This window comes from Rhodococcus sp. MS16 (assembly GCF_013277795.1).
Taxonomy (GTDB): Bacteria; Actinomycetota; Actinomycetes; order Mycobacteriales; family Mycobacteriaceae; genus Rhodococcus_F; species Rhodococcus_F globerula.
This window is the reverse complement of the sequence record NZ_VBTM01000009.1, coordinates 38,164-59,407: the sequence shown is the minus strand read 5'-3', so window position 1 is coordinate 59,407 and position 21,244 is coordinate 38,164. Positions and strand designations below refer to the sequence as shown.

Here is a 21,244-nt window from a genome sequence, read left to right as displayed (position 1 = left end):
ACCGTTACGTTTCATTTAAAGGAACACGTTCCGCTAGTTTTGCCTAAACGGAACGCGTTCTGTCACGACCAGAGTGATCCAGTTCATCCCTTATGTCAAGGCCTGGTCGAAAATCCGAAAAATCGAACTGTCCTCCTTGGATGAGAGACTTGCCAATCACATACGTAACGTGTTCTCTTTAGTTGGAGAGCGTTGTAAGGCAACGTTTTCGGCGTTCTCGTCGATCCGAATCACACTTACCGTCCGGTAACCCCGGTCCGCTCCTGCGGAATATCACTTGGATGAAATCGAGGTTCTACATGCCGATCGACAGCTCACTCGTCGGACGCACCGGCAAACCTGTCTGGAAGAGTTGGACGTCGAAAGACGCACTGCTGTATGCCCTGGGTGTCGGCGCCGGTCAGCCTGACCCGCTGGACGAGCTGGAGTTCACCACAGAGAACAGTGAGGGCATCAAGCAGATGGTGCTCCCGACCTTTGCCAATGTGGCTTTGTCGGGCGACGACTCCTTGCTACCCGACGATGTGGACTTCACCAAGGTGTTGCATGCATCGCAAGCGCTCAGCCTGACGGGCCCGCTTCCGACCGACGGCCGCGTTGAAACCACTGGCACGATCACCGGCGTCTACGACAAGGGTTCCGGTGCCTTGATCATGACGGAGACCGTTGCCCGCGACTCTGTCGGCCAGATCGTGGGAACTCTCGAGTCCGGGTTGTTCTTACGAGGCTACGGGGGGTTCGGCGGTGAGCGAGGGCCGTCGACCGCATGGGAATTGCCAACGGGCAAACCGGATCACGTTGTCACATACACGACTCGACCGGACCAGGCGCTGCTCTACCGACTCAGTGGTGACCGGAATCCCTTGCATTCGGACCCGGCATTCAGTGCCCGCGGCGGGTTCAATATTCCCATCTTGCACGGAATGTGCACCTATGGCTACGCCGGCCGGGCCCTCCTGCATGTTGTGGCCGATTCGGACCCGAAACGCTTCACCGGGATGTCCGGGCGGTTCACCAAATCCGTGTTGCCCGGACAGTCGATTACCACCTCGATCTGGAACGACGGTAAAGGCGTTCGGTTCCGGACGGTCGACGATCTCGGTGACGTCGTCATCGACATGGGCACCGCCACAATCCGCTGACTCTCCACTCCATAACGATTCGCCGCGATGTTCGTCGAGGCACTAACAAAGGAAAGATTCATGGGTTCACTCGAAGGTCGCGTAGCGATCATTACCGGCGGCGGACGAGGCATCGGCGCGTCGATCAGCAAGTTGTTCGCCGCACAGGGCGCAAAGCTTGTCATCAACGACCTCGGCTCGTCACCGGACGGCCAGGGCGGGGACCAGGGACCGGCGCGTGACGTCGCTGCTGAAATTGTTGCCGGTGGCGGTGCCGCTGTCGCAGACGGCGGAGACATCGCCGACGTCGCGACCGGTCAGCGGCTGGTCGATCTCGCACTGGAGAACTACGGCAAGCTGGACATTCTTGTCAACGTTGCGGGAATCCTGCGTGACAAGATGATCTTCAACCTCCCGGAAGAAGACTGGGATGCGGTCATCCGCGTGCATCTGCGTGGCCACTTCAGCACCATCAAGCCGGCGGCAGCTTACTGGCGTTCGCTGCGGAATCCCGACGGCCACTTCCGCATCATCAACTTCACTTCCGATTCCGCACTGCAGGGTTCGCCGGGTCAGCCGAACTATGCGGCAGCCAAGATGGGCATTGTCGGCTTGACTGCCTCCACTGCGAATGCCCTTGCGCGATACGGCGTGACGGCCAACGCTATCGCTCCGGGTGCCGCCACCCGACTGACACAAACCATCCCCGACGAGAAGCAACTGGGATTCGATGCAGTCCCCGGCAACGACTCGCCGGACAATATTGCGCCCATCGTCACGTACCTCGCCGGTACGGGTTCCGATTGGCTGTCGGGCCGCACCCTCGGCGCCTCCGGCCTCGAGGTGAAGTTGTGGAACAACCCCGACGTCATTGCCTCGGTGTCGTCAGACGGGCCATGGGACCTCGACGACTTGGCCGCCAAGGTCGAAGGGGAGTTCCGACCGTTGGCAGACGGCCTGCACCCGTCCTTGTTCATGAGCCAGGTTCCTAGCTGACCAACGCATACTCGGCGAGAACGAGTACCGGACGCTGAGCGTGTGAACTGGGGTTGGGGCCGGGACGATATCGTGGTGGCTGATGCGACAGTGTCAGATTTCGGTACACGATTGGGGACAGCACGGATGGCCGCAGTGAAGGTTAATGGCCGCACACCTGAGGCGAAGGCATTCCGTGTCGAGCGAGTCGTGAAAGCGGCCCGTGAGTTGGCATCCGCCGGTGGCTACGAAGCCGTGCAGATGCGGGAGGTCGCTCGTCGTGCCCAAACCGCCCTTTCGACGCTGTACAAGTACTATGCGTCCAAAGACGAGCTGATCACGGCCGCCGTCAGTTCAGAACTGGACTCTCTGGCCGAGGACGTGCTCCGCCGTCCGCCCAGACAGCGGACGGCGGAGGGTCGTGCCGGAGAAGTGTTTGTCCGGGCCTTCGTGGCGATGGTCAAGGATCCGGGGTTCGCACACTCCGTGCTGGCCGCGGGCAATACAGTGCTCGAGTTCGACCCCGATCGAGTCCGACATTCTGCAGAAGTCACCGACATAACACCCTGGTCCACCCCCTTCACCTCTATTGCCGCAGTTCAAGCGTGGGGCCCCGACCATCGCTGCAGCCCAATGCAGTTACGCGCGCTGTGCATGGTGGAAACCCTGTGGGTCGCCAGTGTCGGCAGTTGGCTGAACGGGGAAACGTCAGCCCACGAGGTGAAACGGCGCCTGCGCTTGGCGGCGAAGCGCTTGCTTGCCGCGGATTCCGCTGACCCGAAAGATAATTCAGCAGACAACGGCTGACCGGAACAAACCAGTCTGTACAACTGAATAAGGCGCGATTGCGGCCCCGACTTTCCGAAGTCGGGGCCGCAATCTTGCCATGCCTGTGCCTTCCGCGAGGCCTGGATCGTCTCTGCGAGTGAACTTCAAACCCGGAAACAATTCTTCAAATGTGTCTTGTGTCACGCTCGTGTGTGGAATACCCTCCACAAGAACATATTTCGATGCTGAGTCGGTTTTCAATTGACAGCGTCCGATCCGCGGGTGGATTCAGTGCCTGCGATGAGCTGTTCACCAACCGTCGTCGAGTGACCGGACAACCGACCGCTCACGGCTGAGCAATTCGCTCGCTTTCCGAGGAGAAACCATATGGCCCTGCGCCGTTCGTCTATTGCGCTCTTTATCGTCGGCTTGATGCTGATCACTGCTGCGGCGGTGATCAGGTACGTTGTTGTGCCGAATATGTCCAAGCTGCCCGCAGATACCAAAGAGGGCGCACTGTTCGAGGGCACACTCCGCCAGATCGACCCCACGACCTTCGGGCTTGACGCGGGCACGCCGATCACCATTGACCGCTCGTTGAAAGTTGATCGGGTAGTAGGAGATACCGCGCTCGTCACGTGCACAGTGGTCACCCATCTTCCGAGCGGTGACGTCACCGATGTCCGCTCTTTTGCGGTTAATCGCGAGGATTTCACCCAAGCCGCCCCGCCGGACGGAGTGTCGGTCGAGGACCAACGCGGCGGAATCACGCTGTCCTTCCCGATGAACCCCACCACCGACGACGCGCTCGTCTACGACCAGGTGACACGCACTGCTCAACCTGTCACCTACACCGGAACAACGACGCTTGCGGGGCGCGAGGTGTACGAATTCACCGGCACGGCAACCGCTCCCATCGTGGACCCCGCGGTTCTGGGTCCGGTCATGGCTGGAATCGCAGCTCTCGTCCCGGGCGGGGATGGCTCCACACTGCCGCGTGAGATAGTGCGGACCTTGATTTCCGCATTGTCGCCTGACCGGGCGGCTGCAGTGGAACAAGCACTAGCGGCTGCGCCCGACCCGGTGCCCCTCACGTACACCTCGGTGAACATGCTCGACGCCGCTGTCGACACTCATTTCGGTACGCCCATCCGCATCGCCCAGAACCAAACCGCAGTGCTCAATATCGCGTCGGGAGGCGCGTTGGTGCCACTTCTCGATCTCTCCCAGGTCCGGGCCCAGACCTCCGACGCGTCGATCCAGAAGGTTGCCGACAAGGTTGCACGGGGAGAACGGCAGCTGAAGATAGCGGAATTCTGGGTTCCGCTCGTGTCTGCGCTGGTGGGGGTGCTCCTTCTCGTCGTCGCGATCGTTCGGCGCAAGCCCGGTCGCGGTGGTGGCAACCACCTCGAGGTCTCCGGTTCGGGCACCGGCAATCCGGACGCGGAGTTTGTCCGCGCCCGCGGCTGACCGTCCTCAGGAGCGTCGCGCATTCCACTCTGCCGCGGCGTCGTCGATATCCTGCTTCAATTTCTCGAAGAACGACGGCGCCGGGGTAGGTATCAAATAGGCTGCGGCAGTGAGTGATTGACTGAGGGCGATTCGACGCTCGTCCAACTCGTCGTCGCTCAGGAGGGCCAGGTCCGACATTGTGAACACCTCCTTCGAAGCGTGGTGCTACTTTACCAAATCATTACCAAGTGCCGCAGATGACCTCTCGTGCCCAGTCGTCACGGAGCACATTCACAGAGTTCCCACAGTTGGCAACCCCTGACATCCGTTGAAGCTGCAACTATCGTCGAACGCATGAAAAAGATGTGGTGGATCGGCGGAGCAGTAGTCGTGGTCGTGCTCGCCCTACTCGTGGGGCCGTGGGCGTACGGGAAGTTCATCGCAGAAGATGACGCTCCCGCAGCCGTGGTGTCTACGGAAGGTGCCGAGGCGGCGTCCGGGTCGATTGACGGTGCGTGGACCGTCGTCGCGGGACAAGGGGACAACCAGACGGCAGCCGGGTACACCGTGCACGAGATTCTCAACGGATCGAGTGTGACTGTCGTAGGCACCACAGGAGAGGTGAGTGGCAATGCGACGGTCGACGGTGAAAAGCTCACGGCCGGCGAAGTGACCGTGCAGGTGGCGAGTATCAAGACCGACTCCGACCGGCGTGACAGCCAGTTCACGGGCAACGTGATGGACACCAGCACCTATCCGACGGCGACGTTCACGATGGACTCGCCGGTGGATCTGTCGTCGGTGCCGACGGATGGGACAACTGCGACGGTGACGGTGCCTGGCACGTTGACGCTCAAGGGCCAGTCCAAGCCGGTGTCCGTGGACATGACGGTTCTGCACTCCGGTGACACGCTGATCGCGTCCGGCTCCATTCCGGTGACGTGGACCGACTTCGGTGTGCAGCCTCCGTCCCTCGGGTTCGTAACTGTCGACGGCAGTGGCAGCGTGGACTTTCTGGTATCGCTCGACCAGTCCTGATCAAGCCCGGATGGCGGTGCGTTTCCGCCGCCAGGGAAGATTAAGGACATGAACTTGAATTCGCGGCGCGTCCTCAGGTACGAGTGTTGTCTCGGCGGACGGTCCCACTAATGCGATTGTGGAAGCCGTTCCGCTCAGGCGAAGACCCGGATCCGCGGTTCACTCTCGCAAACGAGCGGACATATTTGGCCTGGGTGCGCACCGCGACTGCGTTCATCGCGTCGGGCGTCGGCCTGGAGGCTTTTGGCGGCGACATCCTGAACGAGAGCGTTCGCTCCGGTCTGGCGGCGCTCCTCCTTGTTGGCGGAGCGCTGATTGCCATCACATCTTTTGTCCACTGGATCAGTGCGGAGCGGGCATTGCGAGCTGAACGCTCACTGCCGGTGCCTCTCATGGCGCCGGTAGTAGGGATCGTTCTGGTGATCTGTGCGACCGTCCTCGTGGTCGAGGTTGTGAACTAGCTTGACTACCGTAGAGCCGTCCGACGCAATCAGTCCTTCGGGCAGGAGCGCGATCAGCCCTCCTGACAAGGGATTACAGTCCGAACGCACGTCGCTCTCATTCGTGCGTACAAGTCTGTCCATCCTCGGTTTGGCCGTGGCGTGCCTGCGCTGGTTGCCGCCGTTCGGTTCGGTGGCGATGATCGGTCCCGCAATCGCGGCTGTCCTGATTGTCGCCGTCACGATCTACGAGCGTCGGTCGAGGTCTGCGCGGCTCGAGCTCTTTGCCGGGGAAAAGGCAACGCCCGCTTTGGGTATGGGTGCTGTACTGGCGGTGAGCCTGCTGGTTCTCGCGGCTAGTGGGTTGTGGATTCTGGTGACGTGAGTTCGGCTTTCGGTGACCATCCGGGAGGCCCGAACACATAGCCGCCGCGATTGCGCCATGACGTCGACGCTTTCCAATCGCGGGCAATGGCAGCGTATTCGCGCGTTTGCAGTGTCCAGATGTTGTACGTTCCGACTGGCGTCGTGAGTCCGTATGTCGGCCGGTGTGTTTCAGCGGCAAAGCTACCGAAGATCCGATCCCAGACGATGAGGATTCCGCCGTAGTTGCGGTCCAGATATTCGGCGTCCGACCCGTGGTGAACGCGGTGGTGTGATGGCGTATTGAAGATGAATTCGATGGGACGCCAGAGCTTTCCGACCCGCTCGGTGTGTACGAAGAACTGGTAGACCAGACTGACGGAGAACCCGACGAAGATCATCCACGGCGGAATTCCGAGGAACGGCAACGGTAGCCACATGATTATTTCGCCGCTGTTGTTCCACTTCTGCCGCAGGGCGGTGCTGAAGTTGAAGTATTCGCTCGAGTGGTGCGCTTGATGTGTTGCCCAGATAACTCGAACGCGGTGTGCGATGCGGTGATACGCGTAGTAGAGGACATCGATTCCGAGTAGCAGGATCACCCAGGTGTACCACGCGCTCGGTGAGAGATGCCACGGTGCGAGATATACCCAGATGGCGGAATATCCGATCAGGGCAAGGACTTTCCAGAAGGCGCTGGTCGCGATGGAGACCACTCCGAGTAGGACGCTCGTGCGGGCGTCGACGCCACGGTAACCGCCCGTCGCGGGGTGTGCTCGGCCGTCGGCGCGGTCGGGATGATCCTCGAGTTTGCGTGCTGCTGCCCATTCGATCACCAGGAAGAGGGCAAACGCGGGGATGGCCAGCGCTACCGGGTCATGGAGTGGTTCCAGGAGAGACTTCCAAGATTCGAGGAGGGTGTCCCACACGCTAGTTGTCCTGTCCGTTCACGGGTTTATCGTTACATTATGCATTAATGTGTAACGACATGGAAGATGCATTCCCTTGCGCCTTTCCATAGGGGAATGGTAGGAATTGCCGGTGCACATCACCGCAAAGGTGGACTACGCCGTGCGAACGTTGGCGGAACTCGCAGCAGCTGGTCCAGGCCCGGCCAAAGCCGAGTTTCTCGCAACGTCGCAGGTGATCCCCCATAAGTTTCTCGAGGCAGTTCTGTCGGATCTACGACGCGGCGGCCTTGTGACGAGTAAGCGCGGACCCGAGGGTGGTTACTGGCTTGCCCGTCCCGCGTCGGAAATCACGATTGCCGACGTCATCCGTGCAGTGGAAGGTCCGTTGGCGTCGATCCGTGGGGAGCGCCCCGAGGATGTCGATTACACGGGTCCGGCGACGCAGCTCAAGGATGTGTGGATAGCGGTCCGCGTCAATCTTCGCGCGGTGCTCGAGAACGTCACGATGGCGGATGTGGCCGACGGCCACCTACCTGACTTTGTGAATCAGTTGACGGCGGATCCGGGGGCCTGGAAGCGGCGCTGACGTTGGGGGCTGTAGCGGCGCTGACGTTGGGGGCTGTAGCGGCGCTGACGGTGGGGGCTGTAGCGGCGCTGACGTCAGTTCCCGGATCGGTCGAAGCGCGTCATGTCGAGTGGCGCGGTATTCGCGGAGTTCCCGCCGGATGATTTCGCTTCGTACATCAGATGATCGGCATGGACTATCGCGCGGGAGAACGCGGTGTAGTCGAATTGCTCCACGTCTGGGGTGAACGGCATCGTGGAGGCGCCGATACTGACTGTCGCCAGGGGGGGCGTCCGTGGCTTCGACAACTGCGCGGGGCAGAGTCGCTATGCGTTTGCGTAGTCCGTATGGCGTTCCGATCATGACGAGCGTGAATTCTTCGCCGCCGGTGCGCGCTGCGTATCCGAATCCGTTGACGTGTTGTTGAAGTCGGTTGCCGGTTCTGATGATGACGGTGTCGCCGACTTCGTGCCCGTAGGCGTCGTTGACGGCTTTGAATTTGTCGATGTCGACGACGGCGACCGCAACGTCGACGCGGTTGGCGTGTGAGGTCGACCAGACCCGTTCGGCCATGTCCCAGAGTCCGCGCCTGTTGAGGAGGCCGGTCAGTGCGTCGACTTTCGATCCGTTGGCGCGTGCGAGTAGTTGCCGCCAGGCGAGTTGGATGGTGGCCGGGATGAAGATGACGGCGCACAGGATTACGTCGGTGCGCGCGATGACGCCGGCAGTGGGCAGCGTCCCGCGGGTGATGGCGAGGATCGCCAGGGAAATGATGAACGTACAGGAGAAGGCAAGGTGGAAGGCGAGCCATCGAAAGTTGAGAAAGTACGTGAAGTAGGCGCCGGAGGCTACGAAGAGCACCGCGCCGAAGAGTGCTGCATCGTGGCTGGTAAACGTGATGATGACGGAGGCTGTTCCCAGATCTGCCCAGATCCCGAACAGTTTCAGAGCGCGCGACCCGCGAACTTTTCCGAGGAACCAAAGGGCAGTGGGGATGAGGTTTACGGTCGCGAATGCGATGAGCCAGGTGCGCGCGAACTGTCGGTCGGGGCCTTCGCCGCTGATCAGGAACAGATAGGCAACCAGGGAAAAGTTGAGCGAGCAGAACCCGATGGTGAAGTTGACGAGCCGCAGCATTGAGCCGGGGCCGTTCTTCGATCCCCACAGCATGACCGAAGGCGGCACCGGCCAGCTTTGTAGGAGTGGGTCCATGAAATTCCTCAGTTGTTCAAGATCGGGTGGTTGATCCGCAGCGGTTAATCCATGCGGTTGGTTAATCAATGGCAACCGTTTTGACCATTGTCTGGTGTAGGCGTGGCTTTTGTCGAGGCGGTGCCGATCCGCGAGCCTGGCGAGTGTGACCTACCCGACAATTGCCGCGAAGCTGTGCCGGAATCCACAATTTTGCATGACTCTGCAAACTTGCAGATGTCTGCAAGTTCCGTAACGTGGAGAGAGTGATAACCGAGCCAGGTCTCCGAGACCGCAAGAAGGCGGCAACCCGCGCTGCACTCAGCAGTGCGGCAGAACGGCTCGCTCGGGCTCTCGGAATCGAGTGCGTCACCGCCGACGCGATTGCGTCCGAGGCTGGAGTGTCGACGAGGACATTCCACAACTACTTCTCCAGCAAGGAGGAGGCGGTACTCGCCAGCTTCGAGGAATCGGTAACTCTCTGGATCGAGGCGCTTGCATCTCGGCCCGCGGACGAACCGATTCTCGACGTCCTCGAGGATCTTGTGGTCGAAATCGTGACTGGCTCCGGTCCGACAGCGAGTAAGACAACAAGTATCTGGATGCTGTCGGACGCGAGTCCCGCTCTCTATCGGGATGCTGCGGACATGCATCAGCGGATCAACCGTGCAGTCATTCAGGCATTGGCCGAACGTACCGGCACGGATGTCGAGCGTGACCTGTACCCGACACTTCTCCTCGGAGCGGTGGCCGGAGCCGCTAAATCGGTGATCGACATCTGGTCCGGCGGAAAGTCGGATGCTTCCGGACCGGAAGAACTGGTCCATGACGCTTTTCGGCAAATTCGTGCAGGGTTGCCTGCGCCGCCACCGCGTCTCTGAGACACCACGTCTCTGAGACACCGCGTCTTCAGCACGCACACCTAATACCTGTCCACGTACACGCACCGAAACAGCAAGGAGCCCGTCGTGGCCACCTATCTCTATCGGATCGGCAAGTTCGCCTACCGGCGAAAAGGCGCGGTCCTCAGCGTTTGGTTGATAATCCTGGTTCTGATGGGCGTCGGGGCTGCGACCCTGTCCGGTCCCACCAAGGACTCCTTCAACATTCCGGGTACTCCCGCGCAGCAGGCCCAAGACCTGATGGCGGAGCGTTTCCCGGACGCTCCCAACGCTATGGATTCGTTGAGTGCCCGATATGTTCTCCAAGCGCCTGCAGGTACGACGTTGGCTGATCCGGCAAACGTCAAGGCCATGGACGACATGCTCGCGCAGATCCGCGCGATCGACACGGTCGAGGACGCTGCCAAGGTCGATCCGGCTACGGCGACGCCGGAACAGGCCGCGAAGGCGTTGGTCAACCCGGTTGCCGCCAATGATTCGATGACGGCGATGTTCCAGGAGCAGGCCGCTGCTGCCGGAACTTCCGAGGCAAAAGCAAGCTCAGACGCTGCGGCATTGTCGCCGCTCAGCGCGGACGGCACGGTCGGATACATCGAGGTTCCCTTTGTCGGCGCTGTCACCGATGCCGATGAGGCAATGCGTGAGTCGATCAATGCTGCTGCCGATGTGGCACGGGCCGAAGGACTCAACGTCCAGGTCAGTGGTACTGCGGCACAGGAAGCGGAGATGCCCGGTGGGCTCACCGAGTTGATCGGTATTGCCGTCGCTGCCGTCGTTCTGGCAATCACGTTCGGTTCGCTTGTGGCCGCTGGACTTCCGCTGATCACCGCGATCATCGGCATCGCAATCGGCAGCCTCGGTATTACCGTCGCGACGGGCTTCATGGACCTCGGATCGATGACGCCGACGTTGGCGATCATGATCGGTCTGGCAGTGGCGATCGACTACTCGCTCTTCATCATGTCCAGGTTCCGGCATGAGCTGACCTTGACCGACGACCGATCGGAAGCCGCCGGACGCGCAGTCGGAACTGCCGGTTCCGCAGTCGTATTCGCTGGTCTGACGGTCATCATCGCCCTCGTGGCATTGCGTGTCGTCGGCATCCCGTTCCTCTCGGATATGGGTGCGGCAGCGGCATTTACAGTGCTCATCGCAGTGCTCATCGCCTTGACGTTGTTGCCCGCGATCCTGGGTATCTTCGGCCGGAAGGCTTTTGCCGGCAAGATTCCGTTCCTCGGCAAGAAGGCTCAGGAGTCCGAGGATTCGGGTAAGCCAACGCTGGCTCTGCGCTACATCAGCGCCATCGTGCGACGCCCGCTCGTTCCTTTGATCGGCGGCGTTGTACTTCTGGGCGCTTTGGCTTTGCCGGCAACGGGATTGAGCCTGTCATTGCCGTCGGAGGCAACGGGTGATCCGGCAACAAGTTCGCGTCAGGCGTACGACTTGATCGACGAGGGCTTCGGTGGCGGTAAGAACGGTCCGCTGCTCGGTGTCATCGACGCACAGGGTGCAGACGTTCCGGCCGGCGAGGCATTCGAGAAGGTCGTCTCGACGATCTCGGGGCTGAACGGCGTCCAGAATGCACAGATCGTCAAAGTCAACCAGGCTGGCGATACCGCGCAGATGTTGATCACTCCGACAACCGGTCCCACCGATCCGGCAACCATGGAGTTGGTGAGCAGTCTCCGCAGTGCCGAAGCAGGACTGGCTGATTCGATCGGTGTGAGCTACGGAATCACAGGTCAGACTGCACTCGAGGGTGATATCTCGGATACCTTGCAGGACGCGTTGGTTCCCTACCTTGCGGTAGTGGTCGGCCTGGCATTCATCCTGTTGCTCTTGGTGTTCCGCTCGATCCTGGTTCCGCTGACCGCGACGTTGGGCTTCCTGCTCAGTGTGCTCGCGACATTCGGCGCCACGGTTGCGATCTTCCAGCACGGCTGGTTGGGAATTATCTCGAACCCGCAACCTTTGGTGAGTTTCATGCCGATCTTCCTGATCGGTGTGGTGTTCGGACTCGCGATGGACTACCAGGTGTTCCTCGTGACGCGCATGCGTGAGGAGTACGTCCACGGAGCTAACGCCAAGCAGGCTGTCACCATCGGCTTCAATCACGGTGCCCGGGTTGTCAGCGCTGCCGCGATCATCATGATCTCCGTGTTCGGTGCCTTCATCGCGGAGCCGAACTCGTTCATCAAGTCGATCGGGTTTGCGCTCGCTGCCGCAGTCTTCTTCGACGCCTTCATCGTTCGTATGGTGATCATTCCGTCGGTCATGGCGTTGCTCGGCGACAAGGCGTGGTGGCTGCCCAAGTGGCTCGACAAGATTCTGCCCAACGTCGACATCGAGGGTGAGAAGCTGAGCCAGCAACTCCGCGCCGACAGGGAAGCGGAATTGGCTGCAACATCTGCCTAACTGCACAGCAGGGTCCCACACACGTACCGCAATCGACTCCAAGTCGGTTGCGGCACGTGTGTTTTTGTCGGAGTTCCCGGTGGCCGAAAAAACCTTGCGGCACTTGTCGGCAGAGATTGGTAACCTTCGCTCACTATGCTGATCAGGCTGCTGCGCACTTACCTAGAGCCCTATCGTGGCGAACTGACGGGCGTTGTCGTCCTGCAGTTTATTTCGACTATGGCTGCCCTTTACCTTCCCAGTCTCAATGCCGACATCATCGACAACGGTGTGACAAAGGGGGATACGGGCTACATCCTGTCAACGGGTGGGGTGATGCTCCTTGTGACGTTGACGCAGATCCTGTGCTCCGTGGGTGCGGTGTACTTCGGTGCTCGTGTTGCCATGGGCATCGGACGCGATCTACGGGCGTCGGTGTTGCATCAGGTCGGTACTTTCTCGGCCCGCGAGGTCGGCTATTTCGGTGCGCCGTCCCTGATCACCAGAAATACCAACGACGTCCAGCAAGTGCAGATGATGGTCGTGATGAGTTGCACCATCCTCGTGATGGCTCCGATCATGTGCGTCGGCGGCATCATCATGGCGCTGCGTCAGGATCTGAATCTGTCCTGGATTCTGGGTATCAGCGTGCCGTTGCTGGCGATTTCGATGGGTTTTTTGATCGCGCGGATGGTTCCCGGCTTCCGGCTCATGCAGGGTCGTCTCGACGCGGTCAACCGTGTTCTACGCGAACAGATCACCGGTATCCGGGTTGTCCGCGCGTTTGTTCGCGAGCCTTCCGAGGTGAAGCGCTTTGGTGTAGCCAATGACGAACTGACCGAAACGGCGCTCGGTGTCGGAAAACTGATGGCGGTGATGTTCCCGCTGGTGATGCTGATCAGCAACGTCACCAGTGTCGCGGTCATCTGGTTCGGTGGGCATCAGATCGACAGTGGAGCCATGGAGATCGGCTCGCTCACCGCGATGCTCAGCTACATCATGCAGATCCTGATGGCCGTCATGATGGCTACTTTCATGGCCGTCATGCTGCCGCGTGCATCGGTCTGCGCAGAACGTATCTCCGAGGTGCTCGATACAGCGTCGTCGGTCATTCCGCCCGAGAACCCGATTCGAGAACTGAAGAACCCGGGCGTCGTCGAACTTCGCGGCGCTCAGTTCCAGTTCCCCGGCGCCGAGGAACCGGTGTTGCGCGACATCACTTTCCGGGCCGAACCAGGCAAAACCACCGCGATCATCGGCGGCACCGGATCCGGTAAGACAACGCTGCTCAACCTGATTCCGCGACTCATCGACGCCACATCCGGGTCGGTATCCGTCGGTGGTGTCGACGTCCGCGACATCGACACCGACCTGCTGTGTTCCGTTATCGGACTTGTTCCGCAGAAGCCGTACCTGTTCTCGGGAACCGTCGCAACCAACCTTCGCTACGGCAACCCCGACGCCACCGACGAGTGGCTGTGGGAATGCCTCGAGGTCGCTCAGGCCGCAGACTTCGTCCGCGCGATGCCGGAAGGCCTGGACACCCCGGTGTCGCAAGGCGGTACGACGGTTTCCGGTGGTCAGCGTCAGCGTCTGGCCATTGCGCGGGCACTGGTGCGCAAGCCGCAGATCTATTTGTTCGACGATTCGTTCTCGGCCCTGGACCTCACGACAGACGCGAGACTGAGAGCGGCGCTGCAGCCCGTTACCCGGGACGCCTGCATCATCGTTGTCGCGCAACGTATTTCCACCATCGTCGAAGCCGATCAGATCATCGTGCTCGATGACGGTGCCATCGTCGGTGTCGGTACCCACGACGAACTGCAAGTCAGTTGTCCCACTTACGGCGAAATTGTCGCCTCTCAGCTAGCCGTACAGGACGCATCATGAGCAATCGGCCGAGTTCCTCACCTCCGATCGGACCTCCCGGCGGTGGTGATCCCACCAAGAAGGCCATGAATTTCGGGCCTTCGCTGAAGCGTCTTCTTTCTCGGCTCAGCCCCGACAAGCCCGCTGTCATCCTGATTTTTGTTCTGGTCACGGTCAGTGTGGTGCTGTCTTCGATCGCCCCGAAGATCCTGGGTAATGCAACCAACCTCATCTTCGACGGCATTGTCGGTAAACAGCTTCCCGCCGGAATTACCAAGGACCAAGCAGTGGCGGGTCTGCGCGAGCAGGGCCAGAACCAGTTCGCGGACATGGTGTCCGGCATGAACGTGGTCCCCGGTACCGGGATCGATTTTGCCGAGGTCGGCCGAGTGCTGATGATCGTGCTGCTGCTGTTCGTCTGCGCGTCGCTGTTCAGTTGGTTACAGGCGTACCTGCTCAATATTGTCGTGCAGCGCACGGTTCGACGCCTACGCGAGGACGTCGAGCAGAAGATTCATCGACTTCCGCTGCGGTACTTCGACACTCATGCGCGAGGCGATGTTCTCTCGCGCGTGACCAATGACATCGACAATGTTGCGCAGAGCCTGCAGCAGACGCTGAGTCAGCTGGTGACGTCGGTGATGACGGTGATCGCGATCCTCGTGATGATGCTGGTCATCTCGCCGATTCTGGCTTTGATCGCCATCGCGACGGTTCCGCTGTCGATCATCGTCACGGCTGTCATCGCCAAGCGCTCGCAGAAACACTTTGTCGCACAGTGGAAGAGCACCGGCGGCATCAACGCGCAGGTTGAAGAAGCATTCACCGGACACGAGTTGGTCAAGGTGTTCGGCCGGCAGAACGAGGTCGAGGAGCGTTTCCGCACGCAGAACGAGAAGCTCTACCAGTCGAGCTTCAAAGCGCAGTTCATTTCCGGTCTGGTTATGCCTGCTGTCATGTTCCTCGGCAATCTGAATTACGTCGCCATCGCAGTTGTCGGCGGTATGCGGGTGGCCTCCGGCACGATGACGCTCGGTGATGTGCAGGCGTTCATCCAGTACTCACGCCAGTTCACGCAACCGCTCACGCAGATCGCGTCGATGACCAATCTGCTGCAGTCCGGTGTTGCCTCCGCTGAGCGGGTGTTTGCGCTCCTCGACCAGGAAGAGCAGTCCGTCGATCCCGCCGACGCGCAGTCCCCGGCCGTGTCCAAGGGCCGGGTGGCATTCGAGGACGTCGCGTTCAGTTACAAGCCGGAGCAGCCCCTCATCGAGGATCTGTCGTTGGTGGCCGAGCCCGGTCAGATGGTTGCCATCGTCGGCCCCACCGGTGCCGGCAAGACCACCCTGGTCAACCTGATTCTGCGGTTCTACGAGCTCAATTCGGGTCGCATCACTCTCGACGGTATCGATATCGCGAAGATGACGCGTGACGATCTGCGGTCGCGCATCGGCATGGTTCTGCAGGATGCCTGGCTGTTCGGCGGGACGATCCGGGAGAACATCGCGTACGGCAAGCCGGGCGCCACCGAAGAGGAGATTCAGCGGGCCGCCAAGATGAGCTACGTCGACAAGTTCGTGCACTCCCTGCCCGAGGGATACGACACCGTCATCGACGAAGAGGGCAACAACATCAGTGCCGGTGAAAAACAGCTGATCACCATTGCTCGAGCGTTCATCGCGCAGCCGTCCATTCTGATTCTCGACGAGGCCACCAGTTCTGTCGACACGCGCACTGAGCTGCTGGTTCAGAGTGCCACCGCGGTTCTGCGCAGCGACCGTACAAGCTTTGTCATCGCTCACCGGCTTTCGACGATTCGTGATGCGAACTTGATTGTGGTGATGGAGGCCGGCCGCATCGTGGAACAGGGAAGCCACGAGGAGCTGCTGCTCTCGCGGGGTGCGTACTACCGGCTCTACAACAGTCAGTTCGTGGGCGCGGAGATCTAAGGCCTAAGTACACTGAAGCAGACTTGGTCCGCTGGGTGGACCACAATCTGTGTACTGGAGGCGCTCGGCGGTGCATTCGTTGCTGGGGAAGGCGCGCCTGATACTCGATTCCTTCGACGCGGATTCGGGCGCGCTTTCGCTGACCGAGCTTGCGAACCGAAGCGGCGTTGCGAAGGCGACGGTGCATCGAATAGCCGGTGAACTGGTGTCACTGGGCCTGCTGGAACGAGTCGGGACCAAGTACGGATTGGGGTTACGGCTTTTCGAACTTGGCCAGTTGGTGCCTCGTCAACGGATTCTGCGTGAGGCGTCGCTTACGTATGTGCAGGATCTTCATGCGGCAACCAGGGAGACGGTTCACCTCGTGATTCGTGACGGTCTCGAGGTTCTGTACATCGACAAGATCTCCGGTCATCACGGTGTGGACCTGCCGTCGCGGGTGGCCGGCCGGCTGCCGATGTATGCGACGGCCACCGGCAAGGCGATACTCGCGTACTCGCCGGATTCCGTATTTCGAGCGGTGGTAACCAACGGATTTGTCGAGTTCACCGACCGGACGGTGAACTCGGAGGACGGGTTACGTAGGCAACTCGATGCCGTTCGCTCGGAGCAATTGGCGGTGGAGAGCGAAGAGGTTCGGCTGGGGACGTCGAGTATCGCCGCACCGATCTTCGGAGGACACGGGGAAGCGGTTGCCGCGATCGGCGTCTCGAGTCCGCGGTATCGAATGGATACCGAGCGCTTTGCCGAGCCGTTGCGCGCGGCAGCTGCCGGAATCAGCCGGAAGGTGTCGGTTCTCGAACGCTCTGCGTAAGCGTTCCTATCGACGCACCCACAGCAGTGCTATCACTCCGAGAACCGAAGCCCCGGTCATGGAGATGGCCACTGCAAGACTGGTATTACCCAGCAGGCCGACGATCGGTGCGACCACTGCGGCAGCGCCGAACTGCGCAAATCCGATCAGCGCGGCCGCTGAGCCCGCGGCTTCTCCGTGACGCGACAGGGCAACCGCCGGTGCGTTGGGCATGACAAAACCCGTTGCGCACAGCATCAGCAGGATGGGGACGGCAAACCCGACGAAGCCCAACGAGTCGGTGGCAGCAACGGCAACAAATGCAGCGCCGACGACGCTACTGCCCCACATTGCCCAGATCGTGATGGAATTCGGCGACCACCGTCCGAGCAGCACGACGTTGAGTTGAGACGAGCCGATCAGCACTACGGCCCCGCCGGCGAAGGCAAACCCGTACGCTGTGGCGCTCAGACCGAACTGTTCCTGCATTACGTAGGACGACGCCGCGATGTACGACCACAGCACACCACGGCCGAGACCGCACACGAGAACCAACACCATGAAGTGAGCATCACGACCGAGTGCAATGTAGCTTCGCGCTATCGCGCCGATGCCCTTGCCTGACCGATTCTCGGGTGGAAGTGTTTCCGGGAGTGACGCTGCGGCGAGTGCAATCATGGCGATACCCAGGAGGAAGAGAGCGAGAAAGACTCCGCGCCATTGTGTTACGGACATCAGTGCCCCGCCGATGGACGGAGCCAGGATGGGCGCTACGCCCATGACCAACATCAGTCGCGAAAGTACCACCGCCGCATCGTGTCCGGTGAAGAGATCACGAACGATCGCCATCGCGATCACACCGGTGGCCGCGGCGCCAAAACCTTGAAGGGTTCGCAGCGTCGTGAGGACTTCGATGGACGGCGCAAAGAAGCACGCCAACGATGCGCCGACGTGAATCACTGTGCCCACGAGCAAGGGGCGTCGACGCCCGTAGATGTCGGAAAGTGGGCCGATGATCAACTGACCGAACGCAAGACCGAGAAGCGTCCCGGTCAGGGTCAGCTGAACCATTGTCTCCGACGTGCCGAATTCCTGCGTGATCTGCGGCAGCGCAGGAAGATACATGTCGACGGTGAACGGCCCGAGGGCGGTGAGGATTCCGAGAAGCAGTACCAATCGGATCCGTGCACCGCCCGTCGGGGCGATTACCGTTCGTTCAGTTGTGCTGTTGGTCAAGGAAACCCGAAACAACACTGTAGTAGTCGTATGGCCGCTCTTCCTGAAGATGATGCGACGCCTGGTCCATGATGTAGAGGTGGCCATGCGGGATCATCCGCGCCAGCATGAGCGGGTAGTCCGGGGTGAGGAACGCGTCGTGCATTCCCCAGGCGAAGAGCGTCGGTGCCTGGATCTGGCCGAGTTCGGCTGTGAGGTCCTGCCAATCGCCACGAGGGGAGTCTGCCGAGGCAGCCAAGGCCATTTCCTCGGGGTCGAGGCTTTGCTCGTATCGCATCTGGAGGGTTTCGGCGGGCAACTTCGATCCGTCGAACCATTCTAGGCTGGTGATCAAGGTGCGGAGTTTTTCGAGGGTGGGGCCGGTGCCGCCGTAGTAGACGTCGCGGGCGTTGCGGCCGCGACGGCCATCTTCGGGGAGGGGCGCGAGCGGGCCGTAGAAGACGGGCATACTGCCCGTGATCACCAGGGAGCGAACGCGTTCCGGGAACTTTGCCGCGAGATTGAGCGCTATGGTGCCGCCCCACGAGTTGCAGACGAAGTCGGCGCGTTCGATGCCGAGTTCGTCGAGCAGAGCAACCATCTTGGCGGCGTGGAAGTCCCACATGGGGCCGGTGATGGTGCACTTGTCGGACCGACCGTATTGCAGGAGATCAACGAGAATCGCCCGTCGATCCGAGGCGAAGAGAGGGGCCACCGGCCCGAAGTCGGACCACGCGGTGCAGCCAGGTCCACCTCCGTGCAGGAAAATCGTGGGGTCGCCCTCGCCGAGGTCGTAGTAGTGGAATGTGACGCCATCAGCTTTGGCGTACAAGCTCTTCGGTTGATCAGCCATGGCTATACCTGACCTCGAGGTGACAGCAATGGGAAGTATTGCGGTCCGGCAGGCGAACCCGGTTCGTGGCTGCGACACTTCCGAATGCCTAGCGTGCTGGCATGAGAACAGAACTCGAGCACGCGCGTGATCGCGCAGAGGCGATGATCGGAACGCGGGAAACACGAGAGCTGGGAACGGTGCGCCCGGCGGAGTCGATTGCCTTTGCGGTTGCCGCCGCCGAGACCGACCCCCGGTTTCTGGACCCGGAGCACCCGGCATTTGCGCTCCACCCGATGTATCTGCCTTCGCTTTTGCGTGGTCCGCAGGGCGGATCCGATCGAGAGTACCGATCAGACGGCATGTTTCGTGACGAAGTCCCGGGCACAGACGGCATCGATGTTCGCTTGATGGCAGGCGGGCAGAGTGTGACGTTCCTGCAACCAGCCCCGTTCGGCGAGCCGGTCACCGTAGCGCGGGTACTCGATACCGTGGCGATCAAAGGTCGGGCTCCTGACGAGTTTCTGCTGCTTTCGGTCACCAAGACCTATCGGGGTGCGCAGTCCGGCGCATTTGCCGAGGTCGTCGAGAAGTTCATCGTCCGATGACCGAACCCGTAGTCGTCGGCACACCGATCGAGTCGGTCGCTTTGGTATGCGATCCGGTCCGAGTCCTTCGATTCGGGGCGTCGACGCACAATTCGCACCGTATTCACTACGACGCCTCCTATGCTGCGACGGAAAAGCTGTCCGCGCCGGTTGTCATGGCTCAGTTGCAGGGCACGCTCTTCCACCGTGCTGCCGCACAGTTTGCCGGTGGATATGAAGGCGTTGTCTCCGTGTCGTGGCAGAACCGTGCGCCTGCTCCTGTCGGAACCACACTGGAAGTCTCGGGTGAAGTCACTGAGATACATGGTGAGAAAAAAACTTTGACTCTACTAGAGCACTCCGATGACGGTGTCCTGTGTGCTGTCGGAACCGCTGTGGTGGTCCGGGTCTGCTGAGCGAACCGAATCCGTTGGCGTAGAACGCGATGTCGCCCAAGATCTGTTTCATTCAAACGTTCAGTGTCGAGAGGACTTCACATGACTGGTGTCGAGGCGTCGGAAGCCACGTTCGCGCTGCCCGAGCGGCCGCGAGCGGCCGGTCGGCAGGATTGGACGGCATGGCCGGGTTACAACGCAGCCGGCAGCGGATACCGCGGTTACTGGTACCCGGTCACGTGGTCGAACCACATCACCAAAAATCCCAAGAGCTACACGATTTGTGGTGAAAAGCTGGCGATCATCCGCGACGCCGGTAAGGCGTACGCCCTGCATGATCGGTGCCCGCACCGCGGCGTTCCACTGTCCGAGGGTGATCAGCAGTTCCCGGGCACCGTCAGTTGCCCGTACCACGGCTGGACGTACCGTCTCACCGACGGAAAACTGGCTGCGGTCATCACCGACGGTCCGGATTCCAAGATCTGCGGCAAGCTGAACGTCCAGACCTATGCGGTCGAGGAGCGACTCGGTCTGGTGTGGGTGTACATACCGATCGCCAACGAGCCGGCGCCGTCCATCGACGACCAGTTGCCGCGTGAACTCGTGGAGAACAAGGGCATCGTCGGCGGTCGCATTCAGCCGCGAGAAGGTAACTGGCGCTTCGCATGTGAGAACGGTTTCGACGAGGGACATGCGAAGTACCTGCACCGCACCGCATTGTGGCGCTTGTTCAAGCCGATGCCTACGTGGAACATCACGAGCATCATCCCGGAGGGTCGCTGGATTTACCGGGTACAGGAAGAGGTGTACTGGGAGGCCGACTTCCCGGGCGTGGGAACCTGGACCAATAAGCGGTGGTGGAAGAAGAAGCCCGACGAGACCCAGATTTCGCAGATCGGAAACGTCGGTGCCGGTCTGGATGTCAATCCTGTGATCGCAGCACAGAACTTTCCCGGTTTTGCTTCGCTGTCGATGCCCGGCGTCCTGCGCATCACGTACCCCAAGTTCATTCACTACGAGTTCTACGTGCCGGTGGACGAGGACAACCACAAATATGTCGGCCTCATGGTCAACTTCGTCTCCGGTGCAGCAAAATTGGGGTTCTACGCCAAGTACCTCGGCGCGATCCGCTGGCTGTTCCACGGTCAGTTTTCCGGGCAGGATGCGTGGATGGTCGAGGTCACCGACGCGCCGCCGGAGAAGCTGTACCGACCCGACGTATCGCTGACAACGTGGCGAAATCTGGCAGAGGAAGAGTACGCCGAGAAGATCGCCGCCGCGGCCGAACACACCCCCAAGGCGCCGGTTCGGCCCACCCGCGAGCGTCGGACGGCTGCCCCGCGCCCGGCTCCGGTCACCGACGCCCAGATCCCCACCGGCACCAGCGAATAGGAGAAACGCATGTTCAAGATTCTGACAGCAGTCGCTATCGGTGCCGCTGTTGCCGTGGCAGTTCCCAAACTATGGCAGTTGGCGGGCGAACG

General features: G+C 60.8%; 21 protein-coding genes. 16 read left to right on the top strand and 5 right to left on the bottom strand.

The window, feature by feature from the left end; genetic code table 11:
• Positions 1–281: 281 nt before the first annotated feature.
• The 4 genes from FEZ60_RS20470 (at position 282) to FEZ60_RS20455 (ending at position 4,334) form a co-directional block, all read left to right on the top strand.
• Positions 282–1,142: a MaoC family dehydratase gene (locus FEZ60_RS20470; protein WP_233364875.1), complete on the top strand. Its 861-nt coding sequence runs from the start codon at positions 282–284 to the stop codon at positions 1,140–1,142.
• Positions 1,143–1,202: 60 nt separating this feature from the next.
• Positions 1,203–2,117: an SDR family NAD(P)-dependent oxidoreductase gene (locus tag FEZ60_RS20465; protein WP_045066436.1), complete on the top strand. Its 915-nt coding sequence runs from the start codon at positions 1,203–1,205 to the stop codon at positions 2,115–2,117.
• Positions 2,118–2,192: 75 nt separating this feature from the next.
• A complete protein-coding gene (locus tag FEZ60_RS20460) occupies positions 2,193–2,903 on the top strand; it encodes a TetR/AcrR family transcriptional regulator (RefSeq protein WP_141485430.1) in 711 nt (236 codons plus the stop codon).
• A 348-nt stretch (positions 2,904–3,251) separates the two neighbouring features.
• Positions 3,252–4,334 carry a porin PorA family protein gene (locus FEZ60_RS20455; RefSeq protein WP_141485431.1) on the top strand — a complete coding sequence of 361 codons (1,083 nt, stop codon included), beginning with the start codon at positions 3,252–3,254 and terminating at the stop codon, positions 4,332–4,334.
• A 6-nt stretch (positions 4,335–4,340) separates the two neighbouring features.
• Here FEZ60_RS20455 and FEZ60_RS20450 read toward each other — a convergent pair whose 3' ends face one another.
• Complete coding sequence (locus FEZ60_RS20450; RefSeq protein WP_165826333.1) at positions 4,341–4,514, bottom strand: hypothetical protein; 174 nt, start codon at positions 4,512–4,514, stop codon at positions 4,341–4,343.
• A gap of 156 nt (positions 4,515–4,670) precedes the next feature.
• On the opposite strand from FEZ60_RS20450, the gene FEZ60_RS20445 reads away from it, so the two are divergent.
• The 3 genes from FEZ60_RS20445 (at position 4,671) to FEZ60_RS20435 (ending at position 6,179) form a co-directional block, all read left to right on the top strand.
• Positions 4,671–5,354 carry a YceI family protein gene (locus FEZ60_RS20445; RefSeq protein ID WP_045066440.1) on the top strand — a complete coding sequence of 228 codons (684 nt, stop codon included), beginning with the start codon at positions 4,671–4,673 and terminating at the stop codon, positions 5,352–5,354.
• Positions 5,355–5,464: 110 nt separating this feature from the next.
• Positions 5,465–5,815, top strand: a complete 351-nt coding sequence (locus tag FEZ60_RS20440) for a DUF202 domain-containing protein (RefSeq protein WP_045066442.1) — start codon at positions 5,465–5,467, stop codon at positions 5,813–5,815.
• A gap of 1 nt (position 5,816) precedes the next feature.
• Positions 5,817–6,179, top strand: coding sequence for a DUF202 domain-containing protein (locus FEZ60_RS20435; protein ID WP_202026362.1), 363 nt, complete (start codon positions 5,817–5,819; stop codon positions 6,177–6,179).
• Here the strand turns inward: FEZ60_RS20435 and FEZ60_RS20430 are convergent.
• Positions 6,151–7,086: a sterol desaturase family protein gene (locus tag FEZ60_RS20430; protein WP_172936872.1), complete on the bottom strand. Its 936-nt coding sequence runs from the start codon at positions 7,084–7,086 to the stop codon at positions 6,151–6,153. The two genes, FEZ60_RS20435 and FEZ60_RS20430, sit on opposite strands and share 29 nt — an antisense overlap.
• A gap of 112 nt (positions 7,087–7,198) precedes the next feature.
• On the opposite strand from FEZ60_RS20430, the gene FEZ60_RS20425 reads away from it, so the two are divergent.
• On the top strand, positions 7,199–7,654 hold the full coding sequence (locus FEZ60_RS20425) for an Rrf2 family transcriptional regulator (RefSeq protein ID WP_033235089.1): 456 nt from the start codon (positions 7,199–7,201) through the stop codon (positions 7,652–7,654).
• Here FEZ60_RS20425 and FEZ60_RS20420 read toward each other — a convergent pair.
• Positions 7,598–8,845: a diguanylate cyclase gene (locus FEZ60_RS20420; protein ID WP_242484737.1), complete on the bottom strand. Its 1,248-nt coding sequence runs from the start codon at positions 8,843–8,845 to the stop codon at positions 7,598–7,600. The genes FEZ60_RS20425 and FEZ60_RS20420 overlap by 57 nt on opposite strands.
• A 245-nt stretch (positions 8,846–9,090) precedes the next feature.
• Here FEZ60_RS20420 and FEZ60_RS20415 point away from each other — a divergent pair, with 245 nt between their 5' ends.
• From FEZ60_RS20415 to FEZ60_RS20395, 5 genes are all read left to right on the top strand, one after another.
• Positions 9,091–9,705 carry a TetR/AcrR family transcriptional regulator gene (locus FEZ60_RS20415; protein ID WP_033235087.1) on the top strand — a complete coding sequence of 205 codons (615 nt, stop codon included), beginning with the start codon at positions 9,091–9,093 and terminating at the stop codon, positions 9,703–9,705.
• An 87-nt stretch (positions 9,706–9,792) separates the two neighbouring features.
• Positions 9,793–12,141, top strand: a complete 2,349-nt coding sequence (locus FEZ60_RS20410) for an MMPL family transporter (protein ID WP_033235086.1) — start codon at positions 9,793–9,795, stop codon at positions 12,139–12,141.
• Between the two features lie 135 nt (positions 12,142–12,276).
• Positions 12,277–14,010 carry an ABC transporter ATP-binding protein gene (locus FEZ60_RS20405; RefSeq protein WP_033235085.1) on the top strand — a complete coding sequence of 578 codons (1,734 nt, stop codon included), beginning with the start codon at positions 12,277–12,279 and terminating at the stop codon, positions 14,008–14,010.
• Positions 14,007–15,938 (top strand): ABC transporter ATP-binding protein, encoded by a 1,932-nt coding sequence (locus FEZ60_RS20400; RefSeq protein WP_033235084.1) that lies wholly within the window; start codon positions 14,007–14,009, stop codon positions 15,936–15,938. The genes FEZ60_RS20405 and FEZ60_RS20400 overlap by 4 nt, the downstream gene beginning before the upstream one ends.
• Before the next feature lie 70 nt (positions 15,939–16,008).
• Positions 16,009–16,752, top strand: a complete 744-nt coding sequence (locus FEZ60_RS20395; RefSeq protein ID WP_092805710.1) for an IclR family transcriptional regulator — start codon at positions 16,009–16,011, stop codon at positions 16,750–16,752.
• A gap of 6 nt (positions 16,753–16,758) precedes the next feature.
• Here FEZ60_RS20395 and FEZ60_RS20390 read toward each other — a convergent pair whose 3' ends face one another.
• Together FEZ60_RS20390 and FEZ60_RS20385 are read right to left on the bottom strand one after the other, a co-directional pair.
• Positions 16,759–17,967, bottom strand: coding sequence for a multidrug effflux MFS transporter (locus tag FEZ60_RS20390; protein ID WP_051730592.1), 1,209 nt, complete (start codon positions 17,965–17,967; stop codon positions 16,759–16,761).
• A complete protein-coding gene (locus tag FEZ60_RS20385) occupies positions 17,948–18,799 on the bottom strand; it encodes an alpha/beta hydrolase (protein WP_095887684.1) in 852 nt (283 codons plus the stop codon). The genes FEZ60_RS20390 and FEZ60_RS20385 overlap by 20 nt, the downstream gene beginning before the upstream one ends.
• A gap of 101 nt (positions 18,800–18,900) precedes the next feature.
• On the opposite strand from FEZ60_RS20385, the gene FEZ60_RS20380 reads away from it, so the two are divergent.
• From FEZ60_RS20380 to FEZ60_RS20370, 3 genes are all read left to right on the top strand, one after another.
• The gene (locus FEZ60_RS20380; RefSeq protein WP_033235081.1) at positions 18,901–19,386 is read left to right on the top strand and encodes a MaoC family dehydratase N-terminal domain-containing protein; all 486 of its coding nucleotides are present in this window, start codon (positions 18,901–18,903) and stop codon (positions 19,384–19,386) included.
• Complete coding sequence (locus tag FEZ60_RS20375; protein WP_095887685.1) at positions 19,383–19,781, top strand: acyl dehydratase; 399 nt, start codon at positions 19,383–19,385, stop codon at positions 19,779–19,781. The genes FEZ60_RS20380 and FEZ60_RS20375 overlap by 4 nt, the downstream gene beginning before the upstream one ends.
• A gap of 81 nt (positions 19,782–19,862) precedes the next feature.
• Positions 19,863–21,152, top strand: coding sequence for an aromatic ring-hydroxylating dioxygenase subunit alpha (locus FEZ60_RS20370; RefSeq protein WP_172936871.1), 1,290 nt, complete (start codon positions 19,863–19,865; stop codon positions 21,150–21,152).
• Positions 21,153–21,244 lie beyond the last annotated feature (92 nt).

Bases quoted from the DNA above. Each gene is read 5' to 3' on its own strand.
- FEZ60_RS20470 (WP_233364875.1), top strand. From the start codon at position 282: ATGAAATCGAGGTTCTACATGCCGATCGACAGCTCACTCGTCGGACGC.
- FEZ60_RS20465 (WP_045066436.1), top strand. From the start codon at position 1,203: ATGGGTTCACTCGAAGGTCGCGTAGCGATCATTACCGGCGGCGGACGA.
- FEZ60_RS20455 (WP_141485431.1), top strand. From the start codon at position 3,252: ATGGCCCTGCGCCGTTCGTCTATTGCGCTCTTTATCGTCGGCTTGATG.
- FEZ60_RS20450 (WP_165826333.1), bottom strand. From the start codon at position 4,514: ATGTCGGACCTGGCCCTCCTGAGCGACGACGAGTTGGACGAGCGTCGA.
- FEZ60_RS20445 (WP_045066440.1), top strand. From the start codon at position 4,671: ATGAAAAAGATGTGGTGGATCGGCGGAGCAGTAGTCGTGGTCGTGCTC.
- FEZ60_RS20440 (WP_045066442.1), top strand. From the start codon at position 5,465: ATGCGATTGTGGAAGCCGTTCCGCTCAGGCGAAGACCCGGATCCGCGG.
- FEZ60_RS20420 (WP_242484737.1), bottom strand. From the start codon at position 8,845: ATGGACCCACTCCTACAAAGCTGGCCGGTGCCGCCTTCGGTCATGCTG.
- FEZ60_RS20405 (WP_033235085.1), top strand. From the start codon at position 12,277: ATGCTGATCAGGCTGCTGCGCACTTACCTAGAGCCCTATCGTGGCGAA.
- FEZ60_RS20400 (WP_033235084.1), top strand. From the start codon at position 14,007: ATGAGCAATCGGCCGAGTTCCTCACCTCCGATCGGACCTCCCGGCGGT.
- FEZ60_RS20385 (WP_095887684.1), bottom strand. From the start codon at position 18,799: ATGGCTGATCAACCGAAGAGCTTGTACGCCAAAGCTGATGGCGTCACA.
- FEZ60_RS20380 (WP_033235081.1), top strand. From the start codon at position 18,901: ATGAGAACAGAACTCGAGCACGCGCGTGATCGCGCAGAGGCGATGATC.
- FEZ60_RS20375 (WP_095887685.1), top strand. From the start codon at position 19,383: ATGACCGAACCCGTAGTCGTCGGCACACCGATCGAGTCGGTCGCTTTG.
- FEZ60_RS20370 (WP_172936871.1), top strand. From the start codon at position 19,863: ATGACTGGTGTCGAGGCGTCGGAAGCCACGTTCGCGCTGCCCGAGCGG.